This is a genomic window from Paenibacillus typhae, from assembly GCF_900099765.1.
Lineage (GTDB): Bacteria > Bacillota > Bacilli > Paenibacillales > Paenibacillaceae > Paenibacillus_AQ > Paenibacillus_AQ typhae.
On sequence record NZ_FNDX01000028.1, the window covers coordinates 17,594 to 35,877 of the forward strand.

Annotated in this window: 16 protein-coding genes; 4 read left to right on the forward strand and 12 right to left on the reverse strand. The window is 44.4% G+C overall.

Translation table 11 applies throughout. The features are described 5' to 3' along the window. Positions 1-9 precede the first annotated feature (9 nt). Positions 10-1,188 (forward strand): tyrosine-type recombinase/integrase, encoded by a 1,179-nt coding sequence (locus tag BLR64_RS19900; RefSeq protein WP_090716807.1) that lies wholly within the window; start codon positions 10-12, stop codon positions 1,186-1,188. Positions 1,189-1,583: 395 nt separating this feature from the next. On the opposite strand, the gene BLR64_RS19905 is transcribed toward BLR64_RS19900, so the two are convergent. Beyond that, complete coding sequence (locus BLR64_RS19905; RefSeq protein ID WP_090716808.1) at positions 1,584-2,702, reverse strand: hypothetical protein; 1,119 nt, start codon at positions 2,700-2,702, stop codon at positions 1,584-1,586. A 62-nt stretch (positions 2,703-2,764) separates the two neighbouring features. Next, positions 2,765-5,335, reverse strand: coding sequence for an AAA family ATPase (locus BLR64_RS19910; RefSeq protein WP_090716810.1), 2,571 nt, complete (start codon positions 5,333-5,335; stop codon positions 2,765-2,767). 492 nt (positions 5,336-5,827) lie between these two features. Here BLR64_RS19910 and BLR64_RS19915 point away from each other — a divergent pair, with 492 nt between their 5' ends. After that, positions 5,828-6,847, forward strand: a complete 1,020-nt coding sequence (locus BLR64_RS19915; protein ID WP_090716811.1) for a hypothetical protein — start codon at positions 5,828-5,830, stop codon at positions 6,845-6,847. Between the two features lie 138 nt (positions 6,848-6,985). Beyond that, positions 6,986-7,864, forward strand: coding sequence for a hypothetical protein (locus BLR64_RS19920; protein WP_090716813.1), 879 nt, complete (start codon positions 6,986-6,988; stop codon positions 7,862-7,864). Between the two features lie 240 nt (positions 7,865-8,104). Here the strand turns inward: BLR64_RS19920 and BLR64_RS19925 are convergent, their stop codons facing one another. From BLR64_RS19925 to BLR64_RS19955, 7 genes are all read right to left on the reverse strand, one after another. Next, on the reverse strand, positions 8,105-8,659 hold the full coding sequence (locus BLR64_RS19925; protein ID WP_279615476.1) for an IS3 family transposase: 555 nt from the start codon (positions 8,657-8,659) through the stop codon (positions 8,105-8,107). Between the two features lie 3 nt (positions 8,660-8,662). Further along, positions 8,663-8,764 (reverse strand): helix-turn-helix domain-containing protein, encoded by a 102-nt coding sequence (locus BLR64_RS31270; RefSeq protein WP_090716816.1) that lies wholly within the window; start codon positions 8,762-8,764, stop codon positions 8,663-8,665. 169 nt (positions 8,765-8,933) lie between these two features. Further along, the gene (locus BLR64_RS19935) at positions 8,934-9,281 is read right to left on the reverse strand and encodes a helix-turn-helix domain-containing protein (RefSeq protein ID WP_244157779.1); all 348 of its coding nucleotides are present in this window, start codon (positions 9,279-9,281) and stop codon (positions 8,934-8,936) included. Positions 9,282-9,493: 212 nt separating this feature from the next. After that, the gene (gene rlmD, locus BLR64_RS19940) at positions 9,494-11,104 is read right to left on the reverse strand and encodes a 23S rRNA (uracil(1939)-C(5))-methyltransferase RlmD (protein WP_090716817.1); all 1,611 of its coding nucleotides are present in this window, start codon (positions 11,102-11,104) and stop codon (positions 9,494-9,496) included. 200 nt (positions 11,105-11,304) lie between these two features. Next, on the reverse strand, positions 11,305-12,198 hold the full coding sequence (locus tag BLR64_RS19945) for a diacylglycerol kinase (protein ID WP_068725980.1): 894 nt from the start codon (positions 12,196-12,198) through the stop codon (positions 11,305-11,307). A 186-nt stretch (positions 12,199-12,384) separates the two neighbouring features. Beyond that, on the reverse strand, positions 12,385-13,155 hold the full coding sequence (locus BLR64_RS19950; protein WP_090716819.1) for a sirohydrochlorin chelatase: 771 nt from the start codon (positions 13,153-13,155) through the stop codon (positions 12,385-12,387). Between the two features lies 1 nt (position 13,156). After that, positions 13,157-13,447, reverse strand: a complete 291-nt coding sequence (locus BLR64_RS19955) for a YerC/YecD family TrpR-related protein (RefSeq protein WP_039869680.1) — start codon at positions 13,445-13,447, stop codon at positions 13,157-13,159. 439 nt (positions 13,448-13,886) lie between these two features. On the opposite strand from BLR64_RS19955, the gene BLR64_RS19960 reads away from it, so the two are divergent. Beyond that, positions 13,887-14,435, forward strand: coding sequence for a hypothetical protein (locus tag BLR64_RS19960; protein WP_090716820.1), 549 nt, complete (start codon positions 13,887-13,889; stop codon positions 14,433-14,435). Between the two features lie 94 nt (positions 14,436-14,529). Here BLR64_RS19960 and corA read toward each other — a convergent pair whose 3' ends face one another. The 3 genes from corA to BLR64_RS19975 form a co-directional block, all read right to left on the reverse strand. Further along, complete coding sequence (corA, locus tag BLR64_RS19965; protein WP_090716821.1) at positions 14,530-15,489, reverse strand: magnesium/cobalt transporter CorA; 960 nt, start codon at positions 15,487-15,489, stop codon at positions 14,530-14,532. A gap of 519 nt (positions 15,490-16,008) precedes the next feature. Continuing rightward, positions 16,009-16,911 carry a response regulator gene (locus tag BLR64_RS19970; protein WP_090716823.1) on the reverse strand — a complete coding sequence of 301 codons (903 nt, stop codon included), beginning with the start codon at positions 16,909-16,911 and terminating at the stop codon, positions 16,009-16,011. 3 nt (positions 16,912-16,914) lie between these two features. Further along, positions 16,915-18,207 (reverse strand): sensor histidine kinase, encoded by a 1,293-nt coding sequence (locus BLR64_RS19975; RefSeq protein WP_244157780.1) that lies wholly within the window; start codon positions 18,205-18,207, stop codon positions 16,915-16,917. Between the last annotated feature and the right edge of the window lie 77 nt (positions 18,208-18,284).

The window sequence follows — 18,284 nt, forward strand, 5'->3', positions numbered from 1 at the left end:
TGTTTTTAGTTGGCCAATATCCAAAAACGTGGAGATAATTCATGGTTCTTAACAGTTAATGCCGGTAAAGACGCTAGAGGAAAATATGTTCGTTTCACAAAAACCGTTCATTGCCGAACAAAAAGAGAAGTGGAAAGCGAATATGCTAAATTTCGGATGGAAGTTGAAGCGGATGAATATGTGTCGCCTCAGAAACTAACATTTGGGGCGTTCGTCGAAGAATGGAGAGATAAGTATGCCGTAAAGCATCTGGCATACAAGACGCTATACACTTATGACTCTAATCTTAAGACTCGAATTCTTCCATACTTTCAACATCTAAAACTGGAGGAAATCAAACCACTTCACATTTTAAACTTTCTGAATCAGCTCGAAAAGGAAGGTAGCCGTGGAGATAAAAAAACAGGAGGCTTAGCCTCTGGAACAATCGAAATTCAACACCGTATCTTAAAAAATATACTCAAACGTGCAGTGGAATGGAGAATTATTAAGCGAAACCCGGTTATCGACGTGCAGAAACCAAAGGTCGATTCAAAAGAGATCGTCCCCTACAATGAATCAGAGGTAGAACAAATGCTTCGAGCGTTGCAACGAGAGCCCTATCACTGGAGGGTCATGGTTACCTTGGCTCTTACAACCGGATTACGGCGGGGCGAATTACTCGGGTTGGAATGGAAGCATCTTGATTTCAACAACGGGATTTTGGATGTATCACAATCTATGATTCATGCTCTTAAAGGTAAGGTCATCGTCAAATCTCCCAAAACAAAAAAATCTATTCGGAAAGTAGCATTACCAAGTTCCATGTTAAAGGAGCTGAAAGAATACTTTGCTTATAGAATCCAAGAACGAAATGACGTTGGTGATTCGTGGTATAACGGAGATTGGTTTTTTATGTTCTCACATCCTGATGGGCAACCTTTCCATCATGAGCGTCCCTACCTTTGGTTTCGACAATTCATAAAGAAGAATGGCTTTCGGTACATCCGGTTTCATGATCTCCGGCATACCTCAGCCACAATTCTGATTAACCAAGGCGTTCACGCTAAGATTATCTCAGAACGACTTGGACATGGGAGCATCGCCACAACTATGAATATTTATGGGCACGCTCTGCAAACTGCTGATCAGGCTGCTGCTGATAAATTTGAATCGTTTTTCGCATCTGATGCTACACACGGACAATAAAGAAGACATACAGGAGTTTGGAGTTTCCTGGCGTCTTCTTTTCTCTCTGGATTTAAGTAAAATCTCCTTCTGTAGTGATTCATATCTTTTTGGCTACGTAATAAAGTTTGAAATTGAAGTGCATAGATGTTCAACGGTTACCTAAAATGGGATCCACAACATCATCCGAGAGAAAGAAGAGCAACCCCCTTTATCATTATGCGGCTGTAAGTAATACTTGTAACAAGGTATTGCTGTCTCGCATTGACACACCATACAACGATTAATCCGGATATTCTACGAGCCACTGTTTCAAATCTTCGTAATTCCATAAGGAAAGACAATACTCTAGCGGTTTAGCAAATTTAACTGCGTCTGATGTAAATGAAGAATTAGTTTCGGTTCTTTTATCTCCATCATGTTCCCTCTTTTTCCATTATAGAACCCGTTAGAAACCCTACAATTATTCCATCATAACCTACTGAGTAAAATTCATCTTTAATGATCGATTGGTTTTTATCTGACTCCAATTTAAAACCATTATCTATTTTTGTATCATTCGTTTCTTTTCCATCAGATGGATTTTCTTTAAACGGTGGATCAACACCTAGACCTTTTGCTACTTGAGTATATAGTAATATATTTTCAAAGTTGGAATCATCACCCTTTATCGTCTCAGTTATGTAGTTATAAACAATGGTACTCATACCAACTACCAGATTAGTAGAAGCTAACGGAGTAATGAAATAATCTCCATTATTAAAGGAAATCTTTCTTGTTCGTGTGCTTTCATCAATGTTATTCAATGCACCATTAAGTATAGAATAGACCGGAGCGTAATAATCTTTAATAAATTGATACGGAGATATATCCAAATTCGGAGCACCTTGTGTAATTTTTTTTGGATCAAGTAGGTGGCTTCTCCATCTATTTTTACTAAAATAAGTTGTCATGCCAAATCGCAGCGCTGGATATTGACCATTTATTGTTTTAAGATTTTCCGTTTGGGTTTTCGCTTTTTCTAGAGCTTCTCTAACAAAATTACTTCTTCCTTTTGCTTCTATCACTACCCAATCTCTTCTTCTATCTAAACCCAACAGGTCAGGTCTCGTCTCTCTATCCTCCCTCCATTTTTTCACTTTTAACATATCAACTTCAGAAGCATATTTAGTATAGACATCTAAATGCATAAGCCAAGGAACATCAAACTTCTTTTCTGCCAATAGTTTCGCGCCAACTAATCCAAAGAAATAAGAAATTGCAGTCTTTTCAGAAGGATCTAACTCTAAAAAAGCTGAACTTCGGCTGATATGATTAGTTGAATCCTCTACCAAGAATGCTTGAATCATATTTACTCTGAATGATAACTCATTCAATGATAATGAACCATGTTTAGTTACCCACTTCCAGTCTTTTCTCCCCACAGAGATGGCGGCTCGGAAGATGTCTTCCCAGCTACAATCCAAGCTATGCCATGTCTCACTCAAACCATAATGACTAGGGAAATCTTCTGTATAAAAATCGAACATCAGCATTATTTTCAACCTCCCTATTTCGTTGAATGCCGATTCTAAAAATACTTAGTATGGGAAACCTATTATTTTGTTTTAAACCTATCTGTAACTGAAATAATGTATTCATAATCAACATTAAAATCTTGTCTTGTAGCTTTTGAATTTTGTGTTTCCGTTGGTTGACTATGTCCTAGCATCCATCTACATGCCTTATCAAATAAACTAGAAACAGCCTCTAACTCATCTACAAATTCAGTGTTTATTTTGTTTATAACTGTGAATCTAATGTTAGGTTCATAACGTTTTATTAAATCTTTAAAAAAGCCCTCTTCGACTATTAATTCGCACCAAGTTCGAATATTAGAATATACTGCCTTTAAACATTCTTCCAATTCATCTCCAGCACATGATTTACTATTTATTTTTTGATGATATTGTTTTATTTTTTTTGTTACCCCATTCAGATTCTCTAGCTTACCGCTAAATGTTTCTGAAACAATTCCTTTATTATCCTTGTCAAACTCATCAACGATAAAGAATTTATTTTCTTTATCGTTTTCGTTTGCACATTTATTGTATAAGTAATAGTAGAACATAATATTATGAGTAAAAACTATTACTTGACGATCTTTAGATAAATTGTATATAAGTCTTGCAAAAAGCTCAGATCGTTTATAATCAAGTGAAGTAACAGGATCATCGAATAAAACAGTATTAAAGTTCCGTCTAATAGTTAAATCCGTTGCAAATTCAGCCATTGCAATTGCTTTTTGCTCACCTTCGCTCATAATATCTGTTACTTTGTATCCTTCATTAATAACATATTTACTTCGGTGCGTCTGTCCACGTTGAGGTGTAAGCTTTATATTCACTTTTTTCACCTTTAGCTCGTCACAATAATTATTAAATGTTGTTGTATATGTTTCTTCTACAATTGACGCAAAGGCTTCCTTTGCTTTTCTTGTAATCGATGTTGTAGAAAATCCAGATTTAATAGCTGTAAGTGTTTGAATGTAATCCTCATGCGAATAATACTTTTCGAACATACTAAGTGAATCACTAATTAGCTTTGCTTTGACCAAATTCTGTTTCCTTGTTTTATGTGTTGTTAATAGTTCTTGCAACTCACTAGTAGATTTGCTTAATGACTGTATTCTCTCCCCAAGATCGAGAGCTTCGGCTTCAATTTCCTTTATAAAATCGGTGAAGTCTACCACCGTATGAAGACCAACGCTTTTACGACTAGTAATACCTCCATTAAACAATTCTATATTTGTTTGTAATAGGCTAATTATCGCTTTGATCTTTTCAACTAATATTTCCTTTTCAAATATTTCATTGTCTTCCTTCTTAAAATCAAGAGCATCAGTAATCTTATACTTATCCAGATATTCCATTAGCGTTGCTTTCTCTGAGTGCAATTCAGAACAGACATGTACAATACTACTATTAATAATATCAACTTCACTTTGCGCTAACTGTTGACTGCATAATACGCAGCATTCCCCAACCTCCGGACCATCTTTTTCAAGAGCCCGGTAGTATTCTTTAGTATTACGAATTATTACGTACCATTCTTCATTCACATGTTGTAAATAAGAAATGCCCTTGGAAAAATCCTCATTTTGCTTTTTTTCCTCTTGAACTTTCCCAGCATATTCATTTATTAAATTATTAACAAACTCTATATTCTCACGACTTAGTTTATTGGATAATTTCGATATTCCTGAAACTAAACTCTCTAGCTTTGCTTTTTGTGAACGAAGTATCTTTAATTTATCACTAATGTTACTGCTCTCTGATTCCTTAATTTTAAAATCTAATTGAGCTATTTCAGTTTCTAGGGTCTCATCAATGGGATATGCTTTACTAATGAATACCTTAACTTTATCAGCTCGCTTTTCATTTCGAATTATATTATTAATTTCAGATCTAATGATTTCAAATGATGAATCCTTAAAAATATCCCCCTGATCTACACGTACTTTAGCAATCATAGAGTCTACTTTTGTTCTTAAAGAGGTTAAAATCTCAACAATCTTATTAAAATATTTAAATCCTTGCGGAAGAACAGAAAAAGTCAAGTTACTATTCAATAAGGGTAATACAGAATCGCTATCAAAAACATTCATTTGCATTAAATGAAAGTGCTCTTCATTAATATCAACTTCATTGATCGGATTAAGGGTACCGTTACAGGTATAGGACACGTCTATAGTTTGTTTTAGCATTGTATCTTTTCCTTGAGACCCAACTAAATAAACATTAGGTAATAATTTCATATCCTTTGCAGATGTATGATAGTTCTTTGCTAGCCTACGAAATACTCTCACATAAGAGGACTTTCCAGAACCATTTTCTCCGTAAAAAACATTTAGTTTTCCTCCCAGATTAAAAGCAGTATCGCTAGATAATGCGTTAATATTTACAGGTCTTTTTATTTCATTAATAACAAGGCGCAGATCATTTTCCTCTTGGGTCTGTTTTAATAATTTCATTCCCGCATCCTCTTTTGAGGTAATAAGATCTATAATCTCTTTAAGAAGAGTCTCATTTTCAGAATTATCAAAGTCCTCTGAAAAGACCTTATTAATTAAGTGCTTTTTCCAATTAGATTCGGACGCCCAATCAACTATATAGTTTATTGCGGTCATAAAGTTCCCTCCCTACATATTCCTGGACCTTACATATTTCGCCAAAATCATACCAATTCCTCCTATAAGTAAAACTATAAGGCATGCTCAGTTTTAAAACATGTATTTCAATGAAGCTAACGTTAGATTGAATTTAATCACTAAGCTATTTTTTTATTTAGACAATAAAATTGGCTACTTTAGATATTATTCACAAAAAAGTCATCGTAAAATCTGAAAGACTTGGCTGAGGGAGCAATAGCACAACGATGAAATCAATGGATGTGATTTTTAAAACTGAATAGGTAGTGAAATATTATCAGAAGAATAAAGTATCTTAATGCATAATAAATTACATACAATTAGAAAATATAGTATTAAAATTAAGAGCCACTATAAGCTACTGGCAGGATAGCTTAATAATTTTGCAAACAGTCAACATATGGAGTTATTTATGTAATTAGTACATAAGAAGTTAGGAGAAATAATCATAACGAAAGCAGGAGTGAGAAAATGAGAAAATATTTTACGGAATTCGGTCTTAATGTTTTTACATCTTATAAAACAATCGTACCAGTTGAACACTTAGAAAAAGTGCAAAGGAATGCTAAATACCATATCTACGGAATTTTATCTATCCCAAGAGTGATTATCGATAAAGAAAGTTTCATTGTAAATAAAGAAGGATTTAAGTGTACTTTAAAAGGAATTAACCCAGAGTATCAAGAGAGTTACGAAATCAGTAACTTCTCTATGCTACCTGGGATTGATCATAGAGAAATTAAGTATGACATCCGGTATCCATTCGACAAATTGGATTATCATATTGATAGAGAAATACTATTGAATTTTTTTAATAACAACAAAGAAAGAATTAACTTCAGTGAGAGCGAATTCTTAAATTTATTTGATACACCTTTAGATATCCAGCTTGTACTTAATAAGCATCTGCAAGAAAATTGGCTTCCGTTGAAGATGGAAGTTTTATATATAGGAAAATCTTTTGGTGCTAATGGTCAAAGATTAGCACAAGATAGATTGTCAGCTCATTCAACATTACAGAAGATTTTAACCGATTTCCACAGTAAATATCCAGATAAAAGGATATACCTGCTTCTCCTTGAAATGACCCCTTTATTAAACACTACATTTGATGGTATTTCTCAGGAATATGGGACCAGTGATGAAGAAGATCAAAAACACTTAGAAAAGGTTCTAAGTAATTTGCCTGTTGAAGAACAAGTTATAAATATTACAGAAGCTGCAATAATAAATTATTTCAAACCCTACTACAATACTAATTTCATCGAAAACTTCCCAAGTACTGAGCATACGGGATATAAGCAGTATTACGATTTGGATTATAATTGTATGTCAGTCGAACTAGATTTGGAATTTGATAGTATGCCTAATATTGAACTGCACACAGATAATAATAATATAAAAAATTGTTGGGAATTCATTCAATATAACTTATCAAATGATCCTAATCGAAGAAACATGTACGAAATATTTACGAGTAAAGCTGAGTAACTGATTAACCAAAATTCATTAATTTTAAAAATAAAATGTTATTTAACTTAAAGGTATTGTTGATGTTGAATCAAATATTAAGAATAATTTTATCATTTCTATGAATACTCATAATAAATATAAGAAGGTGAATTAATTGTGACAAATATGGATAAGTATAATGCACGTACTATATCAAATAAATATGTTGTTTATGATGTTGATAACCAAAAAGTAACCGATCTTGTTGGTTTTGAGGAATATAAAGGTACACCCTACGATATAGTAGGTCCTGATGGAAAATACGCATACAAAATACTAAATTGGCCTATTGTCTGTTACCCTCACTATATGTTTAATATACCTAAAGTAATTCAAATTGGTACTTTGGAGTTTTATCCTTCGAAATATGAATTTGTACGTTCGGGAGTTGTTCATTATCATAGTAGAACGCGAACTAACTCAGGAATAGAATTTAATTATGATACAACTTGGGAATGGGACCAAAAAGAAAAGAAGCATACTTTAAGTTATGAAGAATTGGAAGAGTTTGACAAGGTGCATCTGAGAAAACGGGAGCCATGGGCTAGTACAATAATGGGGGAAAGTGCCAAAGATCATGCTGATAAATTAATAAAAAGTAGTAAGCTAACAGTTAAATCTGGTACTAGCATCGAATGGCACTGGTGTCACTTAATTGCTTTCTCTATGGCGTCTAATCAAGTAGCACAGAGCAAAGATAATCTATTTTGCGGTTCTGCTGCACTAAATTATCAAATGACTAATGTTGAGCTTGCAGTGAAAGAGTTTATCAAAAAGTACAAGCGCACACTTTTATTAGAGGTTAAGGCAGATATAATAACAAATACACATCTTGCTACAGGAATCGGATATTATATAACGGACATTGGTTCAGAGCGCAGACACGCTGAGTACTATAGTCCGACCAATATAACTGAATTTTCTGATGTAAAAGACCAGGACACAATTCTTCAAATTCTAGAAAGTGAGTTTATACATAAACCATTTAGTCATTAGTACTGACTCGAAACTTTGATAAATATATATGCTAAATTGAGTATTAACATACTTGAACTAACGGTATTCTAGGACTTTACTTCCAAGTTCAATAATGCCGTTGACTTTATATTGGAGCCTGTTCTTTTAACATTTTCATTTAAATCAGTATTTATATCTGATTTTGTACAAGCACAAAAAAGAAGACGCACAGGAGTTGAAGTGCCCCCTGTCAAGTAGACATTAAACAAAAGGCAATATTTAAGCAGCCTGAGTTCGGTATTCATAAGGACTCAGGTTGTTTAGTTTCGTTTGGAAACGTGTATGGTTGTAAAAGCGTATGTATTGCTGCACAGCATGCTTCACCTGCTTAGCAGAGTGAAAGAAGTGGAAGTAGAAACACTCGGATTTAAAATGGCCGAAGAAGTTCTCCATAATGGCATTGTCCCAGCAGTTACCCTTTCTGGACATACTCGCATATAGCTCTAGTAGTTTACTGTGTTGGCAGCTAGTGTATTGAAATCCTTGGTCGCTGTGTAAAAGAACACCTTTAGTGTCCCGCCATTTTCTCGCCTTTTTGACCGTATCAAACACCAGCTTCAAATCATTTCTCGGACTAATCTGGTACGCTACAATTTCATTGTTAAACATATCTTTAATCGCAGACAAATACAGACTATGCCCATTAAAGATAAGATAAGTAATATCCGTAACCCACTTTTGGTTGGGCTGGTCTGCTGTAAACTCTCTATTCAGATGGTTGTCAGAGATCATGTAAGCCTCTTTCTTACCGTAATAGGCCCTCTTCCTCCGAATAGCTTAAAGCCCTAGTTCGCCCATGAGTCGCTGTACACGCCTGTGATTCACGTGGATGACGTAGGCACTCTTTAGCCATACCTTCACTCTGCGGTATCCATAAATGCCTTTGAGCTTCTAGTGGCATTCAACAATTTTAAGCTTCAGGGCTTCGTCTTCGCGTTGCTTCGGTGAAACGAACGATTGCCGGTTCAACCACTTGTAAAAACCACTTCTAGATACCAAAGCCAGATTGCATAGCAGGGTAAGGTTGTATTTCTTATGAAGCAATACCTTAATCACTGTAAACTTTTTGCTGCTCGGAACAGCGTCCGTCCATTCCTCCTTTCACATCTGTAAGAGCTTTTTTAGCATATATTTTCTGCCTCGAAGCGCTTAATCTTGGCCTCTGGATCTTAGGGACGTATGAGGGGTCTGCCCAATCCGAGTCCTTTGGCCTTCCCTCTTTTTCTTCAAGGCCTTTTAATGCCTCTACCTCAAAGTGCTTCACCCATCGTCGAACCAAAGTATCGTCGATTCCCATTTCCCGTACCAAACTCTTATATCCCAACCCCTTTTTGAGATAGAGATCAACTTCCTTTTTCTTGTTCTTCTCATCGTATGTTCTTCTCATATCGCCCATAAAAAAATCCCCTCCATAGTAGACAGATTAAACGGCTTGCTTTTTTCTGTCTACTATAGGGGATCATATCAAGTTTTTCTGGTTTCTTCTTTTCATTTAGGCTGTAATTCGGTGAATTTTTACATCAATTTTACATCAAGTCAGTTCTACGACATCTGTACCACCAATATTTTCAATCTGTACCATATTGAAAATGCAAGTAAATAAAGGGTTTATTTCACTGTCCCACTCTTCACCAGCAAAGCCACACTCTCCACATGCACCGTATGCGGGAACATATCCACCGGCGTAACCTCCACCGTCTTATACCCGCCATCCTCCAGCACCCGCAAGTCCCTTGCAAGTGTCGATGGATTACATGACACATACACTACCCGCTCCGGCTGCATTTGCAGGATCGTATCCAGCAACCGCGGATCGCAGCCCTTACGCGGCGGATCGACGACGATTACGTCCGGCGTGACGCCCTGCTCTTTCCAGTTAGGGATGACATCCTCGGAAGCCCCTACCTCGAACACTACATTGTTCATATTGTTAAGCTTCGCGTTTCCGCGCGCATCTTCAATTGCTTCGGGCACAATCTCTACGCCGTATACCTTAGCCGCATGCTGGGCCAGGAACAAAGAGATTGTCCCGATGCCGCAGTAGGCATCGATGACGGTTTCGTTGCCGGTCAGTCCGGCGTATTCTACGGTTTTGCCGTACAGCACCTCGGTCTGTGCCGGGTTCACCTGATAGAAGGAACGCGCTGAGATCGCGAACTGTACATCTCCGATGTAATCGTAGATCACATCTCTGCCCCACAGGACGCGGGTTTCGTTACCGAAGATCACGTTCGTGCGCTGGGTATTCACATTCTGGCAGATGCTGACTACATCCGGCAGCTGCTCGCGGATGCTGCCGAGCCAGGCGTCCAGGTGCGGGATGTCGCGTCCGTTGGTTACGAGGACGAGCATCATCTCGCCGGTGCGGAAGGCCTTCTTCACGACGACGTGGCGGAGCAGGCCGCGGCCGGTTTCTTCACTATAAGCGGAGATGCCGAGCTCTCTGCCGATGCCCTTCACCGCAGCTACGACGCTGTCGTTATGCTCATGCTGAATCAGGCATGTCTCCATATCGACGATCCGGTGGCTGCCGCGGGCATAGAAGCCGCCGACCAGGCCGCCTTCGGTGACGCCGATCGGCACCTGGGCCTTGTTGCGGTAGCGCCAAGGCTCGTCCATGCCCAAGGTTGGGCGGACGATGATGCCGTCAGCCTGCGCTTCCCGGGCACTTGCATCTGCGATTTCGCCCGCATCCGCACTCCCACTCGCATCTGCGCTTCCACCCGCATCCGCACCCGCTCCCTCAGCCAGCCCCGAGGCCTCTGCTGCTCCTTCCGCGCCTCCGCTTCCGGCCATAGCGCCTCTACCCGGCGCCCCCGCAACCTGCAGCTTCCCGATCCGCTGCAGGTTGTCCACCACCAGCTGGCGTTTCCAAGCCAGCTGCGCGGTGTAGTCCATGTGCTGCAGCTGGCAGCCGCCGCACTGGTCGTAGATGTCGCAGGGCGGCGCGATGCGGTCGCTGCTCGCCTGTACGAGCTTCAGCAGCTTGGCATAGCCGTACTGCTTCTTGGTCTTAAGCACCTTGGCCTGCACCTTCTCACCGGGCAGGGCGCCCTGCACAAAGAGGGTAAAGCCCTCCACCCGGCCTACCCCTTCGCCTTCATGGGTCATGCCGATGATGTCGAGCATAACCTCATCATTCTTGTTCACTGGCAGATCGGCGGCAGGCGCCGAAGCTTCCCGGCTGCCACCCCGGCGTCCGCTGCGGTGTTTACTCATTGTTATATACTCACTTCTTTCATGATCTTCACTATTAATGATGCTAATAATTAACCATATATTCATCTATCGTTCTAAGACGTATCATCCACCGGTTCAAACCGTGTTATTCCCATTACAAAAGCTCCAGCTGACCCGGCGGGCCACCGCACGAATCAAGTGGAGCTTTATCTTCTCTCGCTCTTTAATAACCCATTGCCTTAGTGATTCTGGGCAAAGATCCGCAGATGCTGGGGCAGAATCTCGAACCTGCCCGGCAGGGTACCGCCAAGCTCACCATCCAGGTTCAGCTGGACGTAGCCCGGGGAGGTAACCTCCATTGCGTCGGTACGGAAGTACACCACTTTCTTATCCTGCAGATGCTCGCCGCGGATGGCCAGGGTGACCAGGCGGATGAACTCGGCAAGATTACATTTCTTGACTGCAATCACATCGAACAGGCCGTCGTCGATCCGGGCATCCGGAGCGAGCTTCTCGAAGCCGCCGACGGAGTTGGTGTTGGCGATCAGGAACAGCATGAACTCGTCATGGATCAGCTCCTGGCCGTTCGCACGGATGTAGAGCTCCTGCGGCGACAGGCTGGCCATTTTCTCGATACCCTTCAGGTAGTAAGCAAGCTGGCCCATCATCGTCTTCAGTCTGCTCGGAACCTCGTATGTCAGCTCGGTCAGGCGTCCGCCGCCGGCTATATTAATGAAATAACGGTCGTTGGCTTTGCCGAGATCAATCAGGCGCGACTCCTGGCGCAGAATCAGATCGCAGGAATCCTCCCAGTTCTTCGGAATACCCATCGCCCGGGCAAAATCATTGGTCGTACCCAGCGGCATTACACCAAGCGGAGGCCGGTTAGGCTTCTCTGCCATCCCGTTAATGACCTCATTTAAGGTACCGTCGCCGCCGGCCGCTATGATCAGATCATAGGTGCCGCGTTCAACGGCCTCAGCCGCTGCCGCCGTAGCATCGCCTTCCCCGGTTGTGGCATGGCAGGAGGCTTCAATGCCGCCAATATCCAGCCGCTCCAAAATGTCGGCGAGTCGTCTTTTCATTTCTTCCCGTCCAGAAGTGGGATTATAAATCAATCTCGCAGTTTTCATTACCGGAACGCCACCTGTGTATTAGAAATAGATAACCTTACTGATTATACCCAATTCCGCACCCTACAAGCAATGTTGGAGGCGAAGCAGCCAAACTTTTTTGCTATACCAAGCATCCTTCATCAGCAGGCTATCTAAATATATCTATGCGGCAGCACCCGTTTTCATTCCATAAAAAGTGTTACTTTACTGCCCGCGCACCTGCTCCAGCATCACACGTACCTGCTGCTCAATCCAGTGCGGCAGCAGCGGATGCGGCAGCAGCGTCCGGCCGTTATAGGCATACGCAAGTCCTTGAAGCTGCCCGGGAAGAACGACCTTGGTGAAATACCCCTCACTCAAAAAGAGCGGAGCCACCAGCACATCGTAGCCCTGCCCTATCCAGTATTCCGCCCGCTCCCGTACCGTTCCGACGCTCAGCAGGCCGTAATCCGCCGCTGCTACACCGCTGACAGCGCGCACCCGCGCGGCCAGGGAGGAGATGCCCGCTTCCCAGCGCTGGCGGAAGCCGTCGTGCGGGCTGCCGTGTCCGACGAGCAGGATCATCTCCCGCTCCGGACGGACCGACAGCTCACGCAGCTTGTCCCAGAGCATAACGGCAATGTCCGGGTCGTCATCGACCGGATAGCCGAAGTGGATGTTCGCCTGCACGGTGAACGGCTCAAGATCGGTCTCGCGCTCCGGCGCAGGCTTCGCGCCCAGTGCATATGCTATTTCATCTATATGCGTACTGCCCGATGAAACAAACAAGGGGACCACAACAATGTCTGTGACCCCTGCATGTTCAAGCTCATTTATTCCGTCCTGAATCAGGCGGCCTTCCACCAGCTCCAGAAAAGACACTGCCACCGGCAGCGCCTCCTCAAGCGATAACTGGTTCACTGCTTCATCGACAATCTTAACCCAGGCTGTATCCCGGGAGCCGTGACTGATGATTAGAACGCCCGGCTTCATGATGTTAGCGCCCCAGACGTTCCAGCGTCATTTTGTAGCCGTCGTTGCCGTAATTGAGGCAGCGCTTCACGCGGGAGATGGTGGCTGTACTTGCTCCGGTCTCGGCTTCGATCTGATTGTATGTAGAACCCTTGCCCAGCATACGCGCAACCTCAAGACGCTGTGACAGCGACTGAATCTCGTTCACGGTGCACAGATCGTCGAAGAAGACATAGCATTCTTCCATATTTTTAAGTGTCAAAATGGCTTCGAATAATTGGTCAATACTTTTATCGTTTAGCTTCTTAAGCTGCATCGTAAATCATCCCCTAAAAAGTTTGGTCAGCATCATCTTCACGGATTAAGCATTATCCAAAACTGGCTTTAAAGCATTAAAGCTGTAAAATCAACAAGACTATCTTGCCTCTACTATATTGCACTGGGGCAGTTTTTTCAAGCATTAACGATTTCACGCTGTAAAGAACGAAAATGACGGACATTTGTCCACCCCATACGCACATCTTATATTCAATTTGGATTATACTCTATCTGCATCTGATAGGATTTACCGCCTTAACTATAGTACTACATAACCTCTGAAAATCAAGCATGGACACGGTTTCTTCACTTCCGCCCCATCCCTCTGGGCATCCGCCCTTTTCCGCTCTTATCCCGGTTACCCGGGCGTTTGTCTATACCTTATGTTCGCCCATGACATACAGTATAGCAAACCAATAACGAAGGAATGTGATGTTATGCCTCATCATTACTATAATCATTCCCGCCGGGACGGGCGCTCATTAGCCGGTTCATATGCTCCGTCAGGCTATCCCGGCATCGGTTCCTACGTCCAGCCGCCTCCCCCGATTGAAGGCGTAATGCTGCCCGCACTCGGGGCAGAAGCTGCGGATACGGCACTTGCCGTGCCTGTTGCCGCCGCTGAAGCAGCTCCCAAAGCCGGCGGACTGCTGGGCAATCTCGGGAATCTCGGCAACCTGGCCAACATGGAGCAGATCAAGGGAATTATTGACCGGATGGGCGGGATCGACGGGATTGTAAGCTCGATGGGCAAGGTGCAGAAGGTGGTCGAGGGCTTTCAGCAGATGGCACCGATGGTGAAGCTGGTTATGGGCACTTTCGGCAAAAAGAAAGGCTCAGGCTCATTGGCAGCCGAAGAGGATGCCGCCATGTATCAGCCCAAACGCAAAAAAAGACGCCCCGCCAAGCAGCGCCGCAAAGCTCCGGCCAAACCCAAAAACCGCCGGAAGTCCTCCCCATCCTCTGCTAAACGCCGCCGCTCTTAGCGGTGGCGTTTAGCTTTTACATTGTACATACCCTAGTCACCGAAAAGCACCTGAGTCTGCTTTCATGTAAGGGATCACTTTGCAGGGAAGTCCTCTACTTAAACCAGCCGCTCCGCCGGAACCAGAGGAACATGCTTCCCCCGAGTGCCAGCATCACCAGCAGAATGACCGGATACCCGTATGTCCAGTCCAGCTCCGGCATGACCCGGAAGTTCATCCCGTAGATGCCGGCGATCAGCGTCAGCGGCATAAAGACAGTGGTGATAACGGTCAGCGTCTTCATAATCGAATTCATCCGGTTGGAGTTGAGCGAAATGTAGCTGTCCCGCAGATCGGCGGTCATTTCGCGGTCCACCTCGATCATGTCGGTCAGCTTCAGCAGATGGTCATGGATATCGCCGAAGTAGATCCGCTCCTCCCCGTTGCTCTGCACATGCTGGGAGTTGACGATCCGGTACATCAGGTCGCGCATCGGTACAATGGTCCGCCGCAGCTTCAGCAGCCGCCCGCGCACCCGGAAGACCTGGCTCATCAGCTCCTCCACGGATTCTTTTTCACCCATGCCCTCCAAATCTGCCAGCTCGTCCTCCAGATTGTACAGGCTCGGGAAATACCGGTCGACCAGCTTGTCCATCACCGTATAGGCCGCAGCCACCGGGCCTCCCGACCAGCCTTTGCGGCTGTGAATTTCCGCCTGTACCAGCTCCCAGGCTTCGTCCATTTCCGGCTTCTGCTGGTGGTGGTAGGATACGAGAAAGCCTGAACTCAGGAACAGGTCCACCTCCTCCGCCTCCAGCGTCTGCTCATTGAGCGCATGCAGCACAAAAAACTGCACGTCCTCATAATAATCCAGCTTCGGCCGCTGCAGGGTGTGCATACAATCCTCAATCGCCAGGGGATGAAAGTGAAAATAGCTGTCCAGCAGCCTTGTCTCCTCAGGCGTCGGTGCATCAAAATCCGCCCAAATCCAGGCATAATCAGCCATTACAATGCCCTCAAGCGGCAGGCCGGTCAGCACCTCCCCCTGATGGGTTACCGCCAGTGTACGTATCATGAATGAGACCTCCGTTTACTCCTGCTTCCAAGTACTGCAGCGCTCTAATGCTACTATTGTACAGCATGAGACGGCCTGCGCCCAAATTACAGACTGCTATAGACTTTTCTGCACAAAAAAAAGAGCCCCAGAGCGCAGTTCAGCAGTTCAGGAAGCCTTATTTGGGTACATAGAGCCGCTACAACTCTGCACCCGGTGTAAAAGTTAGTTGTATGCGAGAAGTCCTATCAGCTAGTTGGATTTTCGCCACTTAATTTCCCTATTTCACGGCGTTTAGGACAATTAGATGGAAAAACGCCACCTATTTCGGGCCAATTAGAGCTGTGGTTGCGATTTTGGCGAAAATAAGTGGCGTTTTTGCAATTAGTTATCTGATTATGGGCTTGAACGGGAAATTAGATGGCAAATTTCCACTTAGTCTGATGATAGGGTGCACAATACAGCAATGTTACATATACAGCTGATCAAAAGCCTGCTCCTGTACACATCCACCTTATTCGCATACTTACCATCCGCTCCTCAACGCCCCAAGCCCTCCAGCAGCTCCAGGTGCAGCACCTGCAGGAACTTCTTGATGTTGACCTTTACCTTGCCGGAATCCCGGCCCAGCTCGATCTCCTTCATCTTCAGCCGGACCTCCTCGAAATCGAAATAGAGCGGCGCGTAGTGCTCAAACTTCGGATTGCCGTAATCGGTCAGGCCGATCGAAGCCAGGTTGGCCAGCCCCGCGGACAAGGCGCGGCGCAGCCGCTGCTCAATCGCCTTCACTTCCTTGGCAGCCTCTGCGGGTGAGGATTTGTAAGTGGCTGCGGCCATCTCGTACAGCTCTTTGAGCGGCGGAAGCGTGCGGTTATCCTCTCTGGCCGCCACCAGCTCCATCATCAGGATGATGTCACGGCTGCCGCCCTCGGAGATCATGCCCATATTCATCAGAATCGGCTGGACAATCTCCTTCACGGTCCGTTTGTTCACCGCCGTCTGCGCCATGCCAAACTGCAATCCCTCCAGCTTGCCGAGGCTTGACTTGATCTCATCCAGATAGCGGTTGATCGCATAGCGCTCATTCACCTTATGCAGCACCGATTCAACCTCGATTTTGTTGATTGGCTTGCGGATGAAGAATTCGATGCCGCTGCGGTAGGCACGGCCGACCAAATCGCCGTTCTCGATCTGCGAGATCATCACGAACTTGGAGCGGCAGCCCTGGGCCTGCAGGGAATCGATCGTCTCAATGCCGTCCTGATCCGGCATAAGCAGATCCATCAGCACGATGTCGGGACGCTCCTCCAGAATCAGGCGTACACCGTCCTGGCCGCCTTCGGCTGTGCCAACCACTTCTCCAAGCCCGCTGTCTTCGATAATATGCTGCAGCATTCTTCTGGCCGTTGCATCGTCATCCACAATACAAAACGATAATGGCATCCCCTACTCCTCCTTCCGCAGCCCGCTTGCCGGCAATTTAATCTGGAACCTGGCCCCTCCAAGCTCCGAGACTGGCTCAACGGTGATCTGCCCGGCGAATAAATCGACAATATCCTGCACATGCGACAGCCCGATTCCCGTAGCCGCCACGCCCTCCTGATCGAACTTGGTCGTAAAGCCCGGCTCGAACAGCAGCTCACGGTCACGGTCCTTAATGCCGCCGCCGCTGTCAGCCACGGTAAAGACGGTATAATCCCCTTCCTCATGCACATCCAGGGTGATGCTGCCTTTCCCTTTTATCACTTCAACCGCATTAGCTGTAAGATTACCAAGCAGAGTCAACAAGGGAGTATAGCTGGCGGTAGTATAGTCAGAGGTCATATTCAGCGTGAACTCAATCTGTTTGCCCAGCATTTCTGCGTATTTGGCATTGCTCTTCATAGTAAACTTCATAATGACAGACAGCGGAAGATCTCCGGTCACCTCACGGTCCACCAGCTTCACCAGCCCCGCCAGAATGCGCTGTGAATCCTTCTTCACTTCATGAATCTCCTGGGTGATGTCGAGCACCTGCCGGCTGTACGGCTGCAACGCTTCCTCGGCTTTAAAACTGCGGTACAGATCGTAACTGCTTAACGTAACACGCTCCAGGGTACCAATTGATTTTTCAAGATAAAAGACCTCACCGTACAGCCCTGAGCTGAAGCTCAGCATCTGCTCCATCCGCCGGTTCTGCTCGCGCTGCTTGATCCGCAGCTGGCTGACGGAGATACTGCTGTATACTCCGGTTGTAAAATAGGTACGAATGACAGCGATCGCCATCAGAAATGTCCATTCATTCAGCCGGAAGGAGGCCGAGTCCAGCACAATCAGCCTGGTGAGCAGCTCCATTTCGTTCGACAGAAGATCAATTACGGCTGCAGCCCCGCCCAATACGAGCGGGTGGAACGTATCAATCCGGCTTTTGATCAGATTCATCAGCAATGCAAATACCATATAATAGACCATGGCCGAGAAATGGATGGTCAGGCTCTCAATAGCCGAAGCTCCGCCGCTTCCTATAGCATCCATCCCGGTGCGGAACAGCAGGACCACTATTCCCGTGACAATCCCTGTCGTAATATAAGGCAGATGCCTCATTAAAAGCAAAAACAGCAGAAACGCGCTGCTGCCTAAGGCAATCCGGAAAACATCGCCGTCAAACGGATTGATTTTGAATTCTCCGGCTATCGCTGTACCAAAAGCTGCCATGAGTATCTGTACAGCTCTGTTTTTGAGTATAGATTGTCCCATCATCACTACTCCTGCTTATGATGTTGTCAACTATACTACCATAACCTTGATTTCTTTTATATACCTGACATACTTTTTCC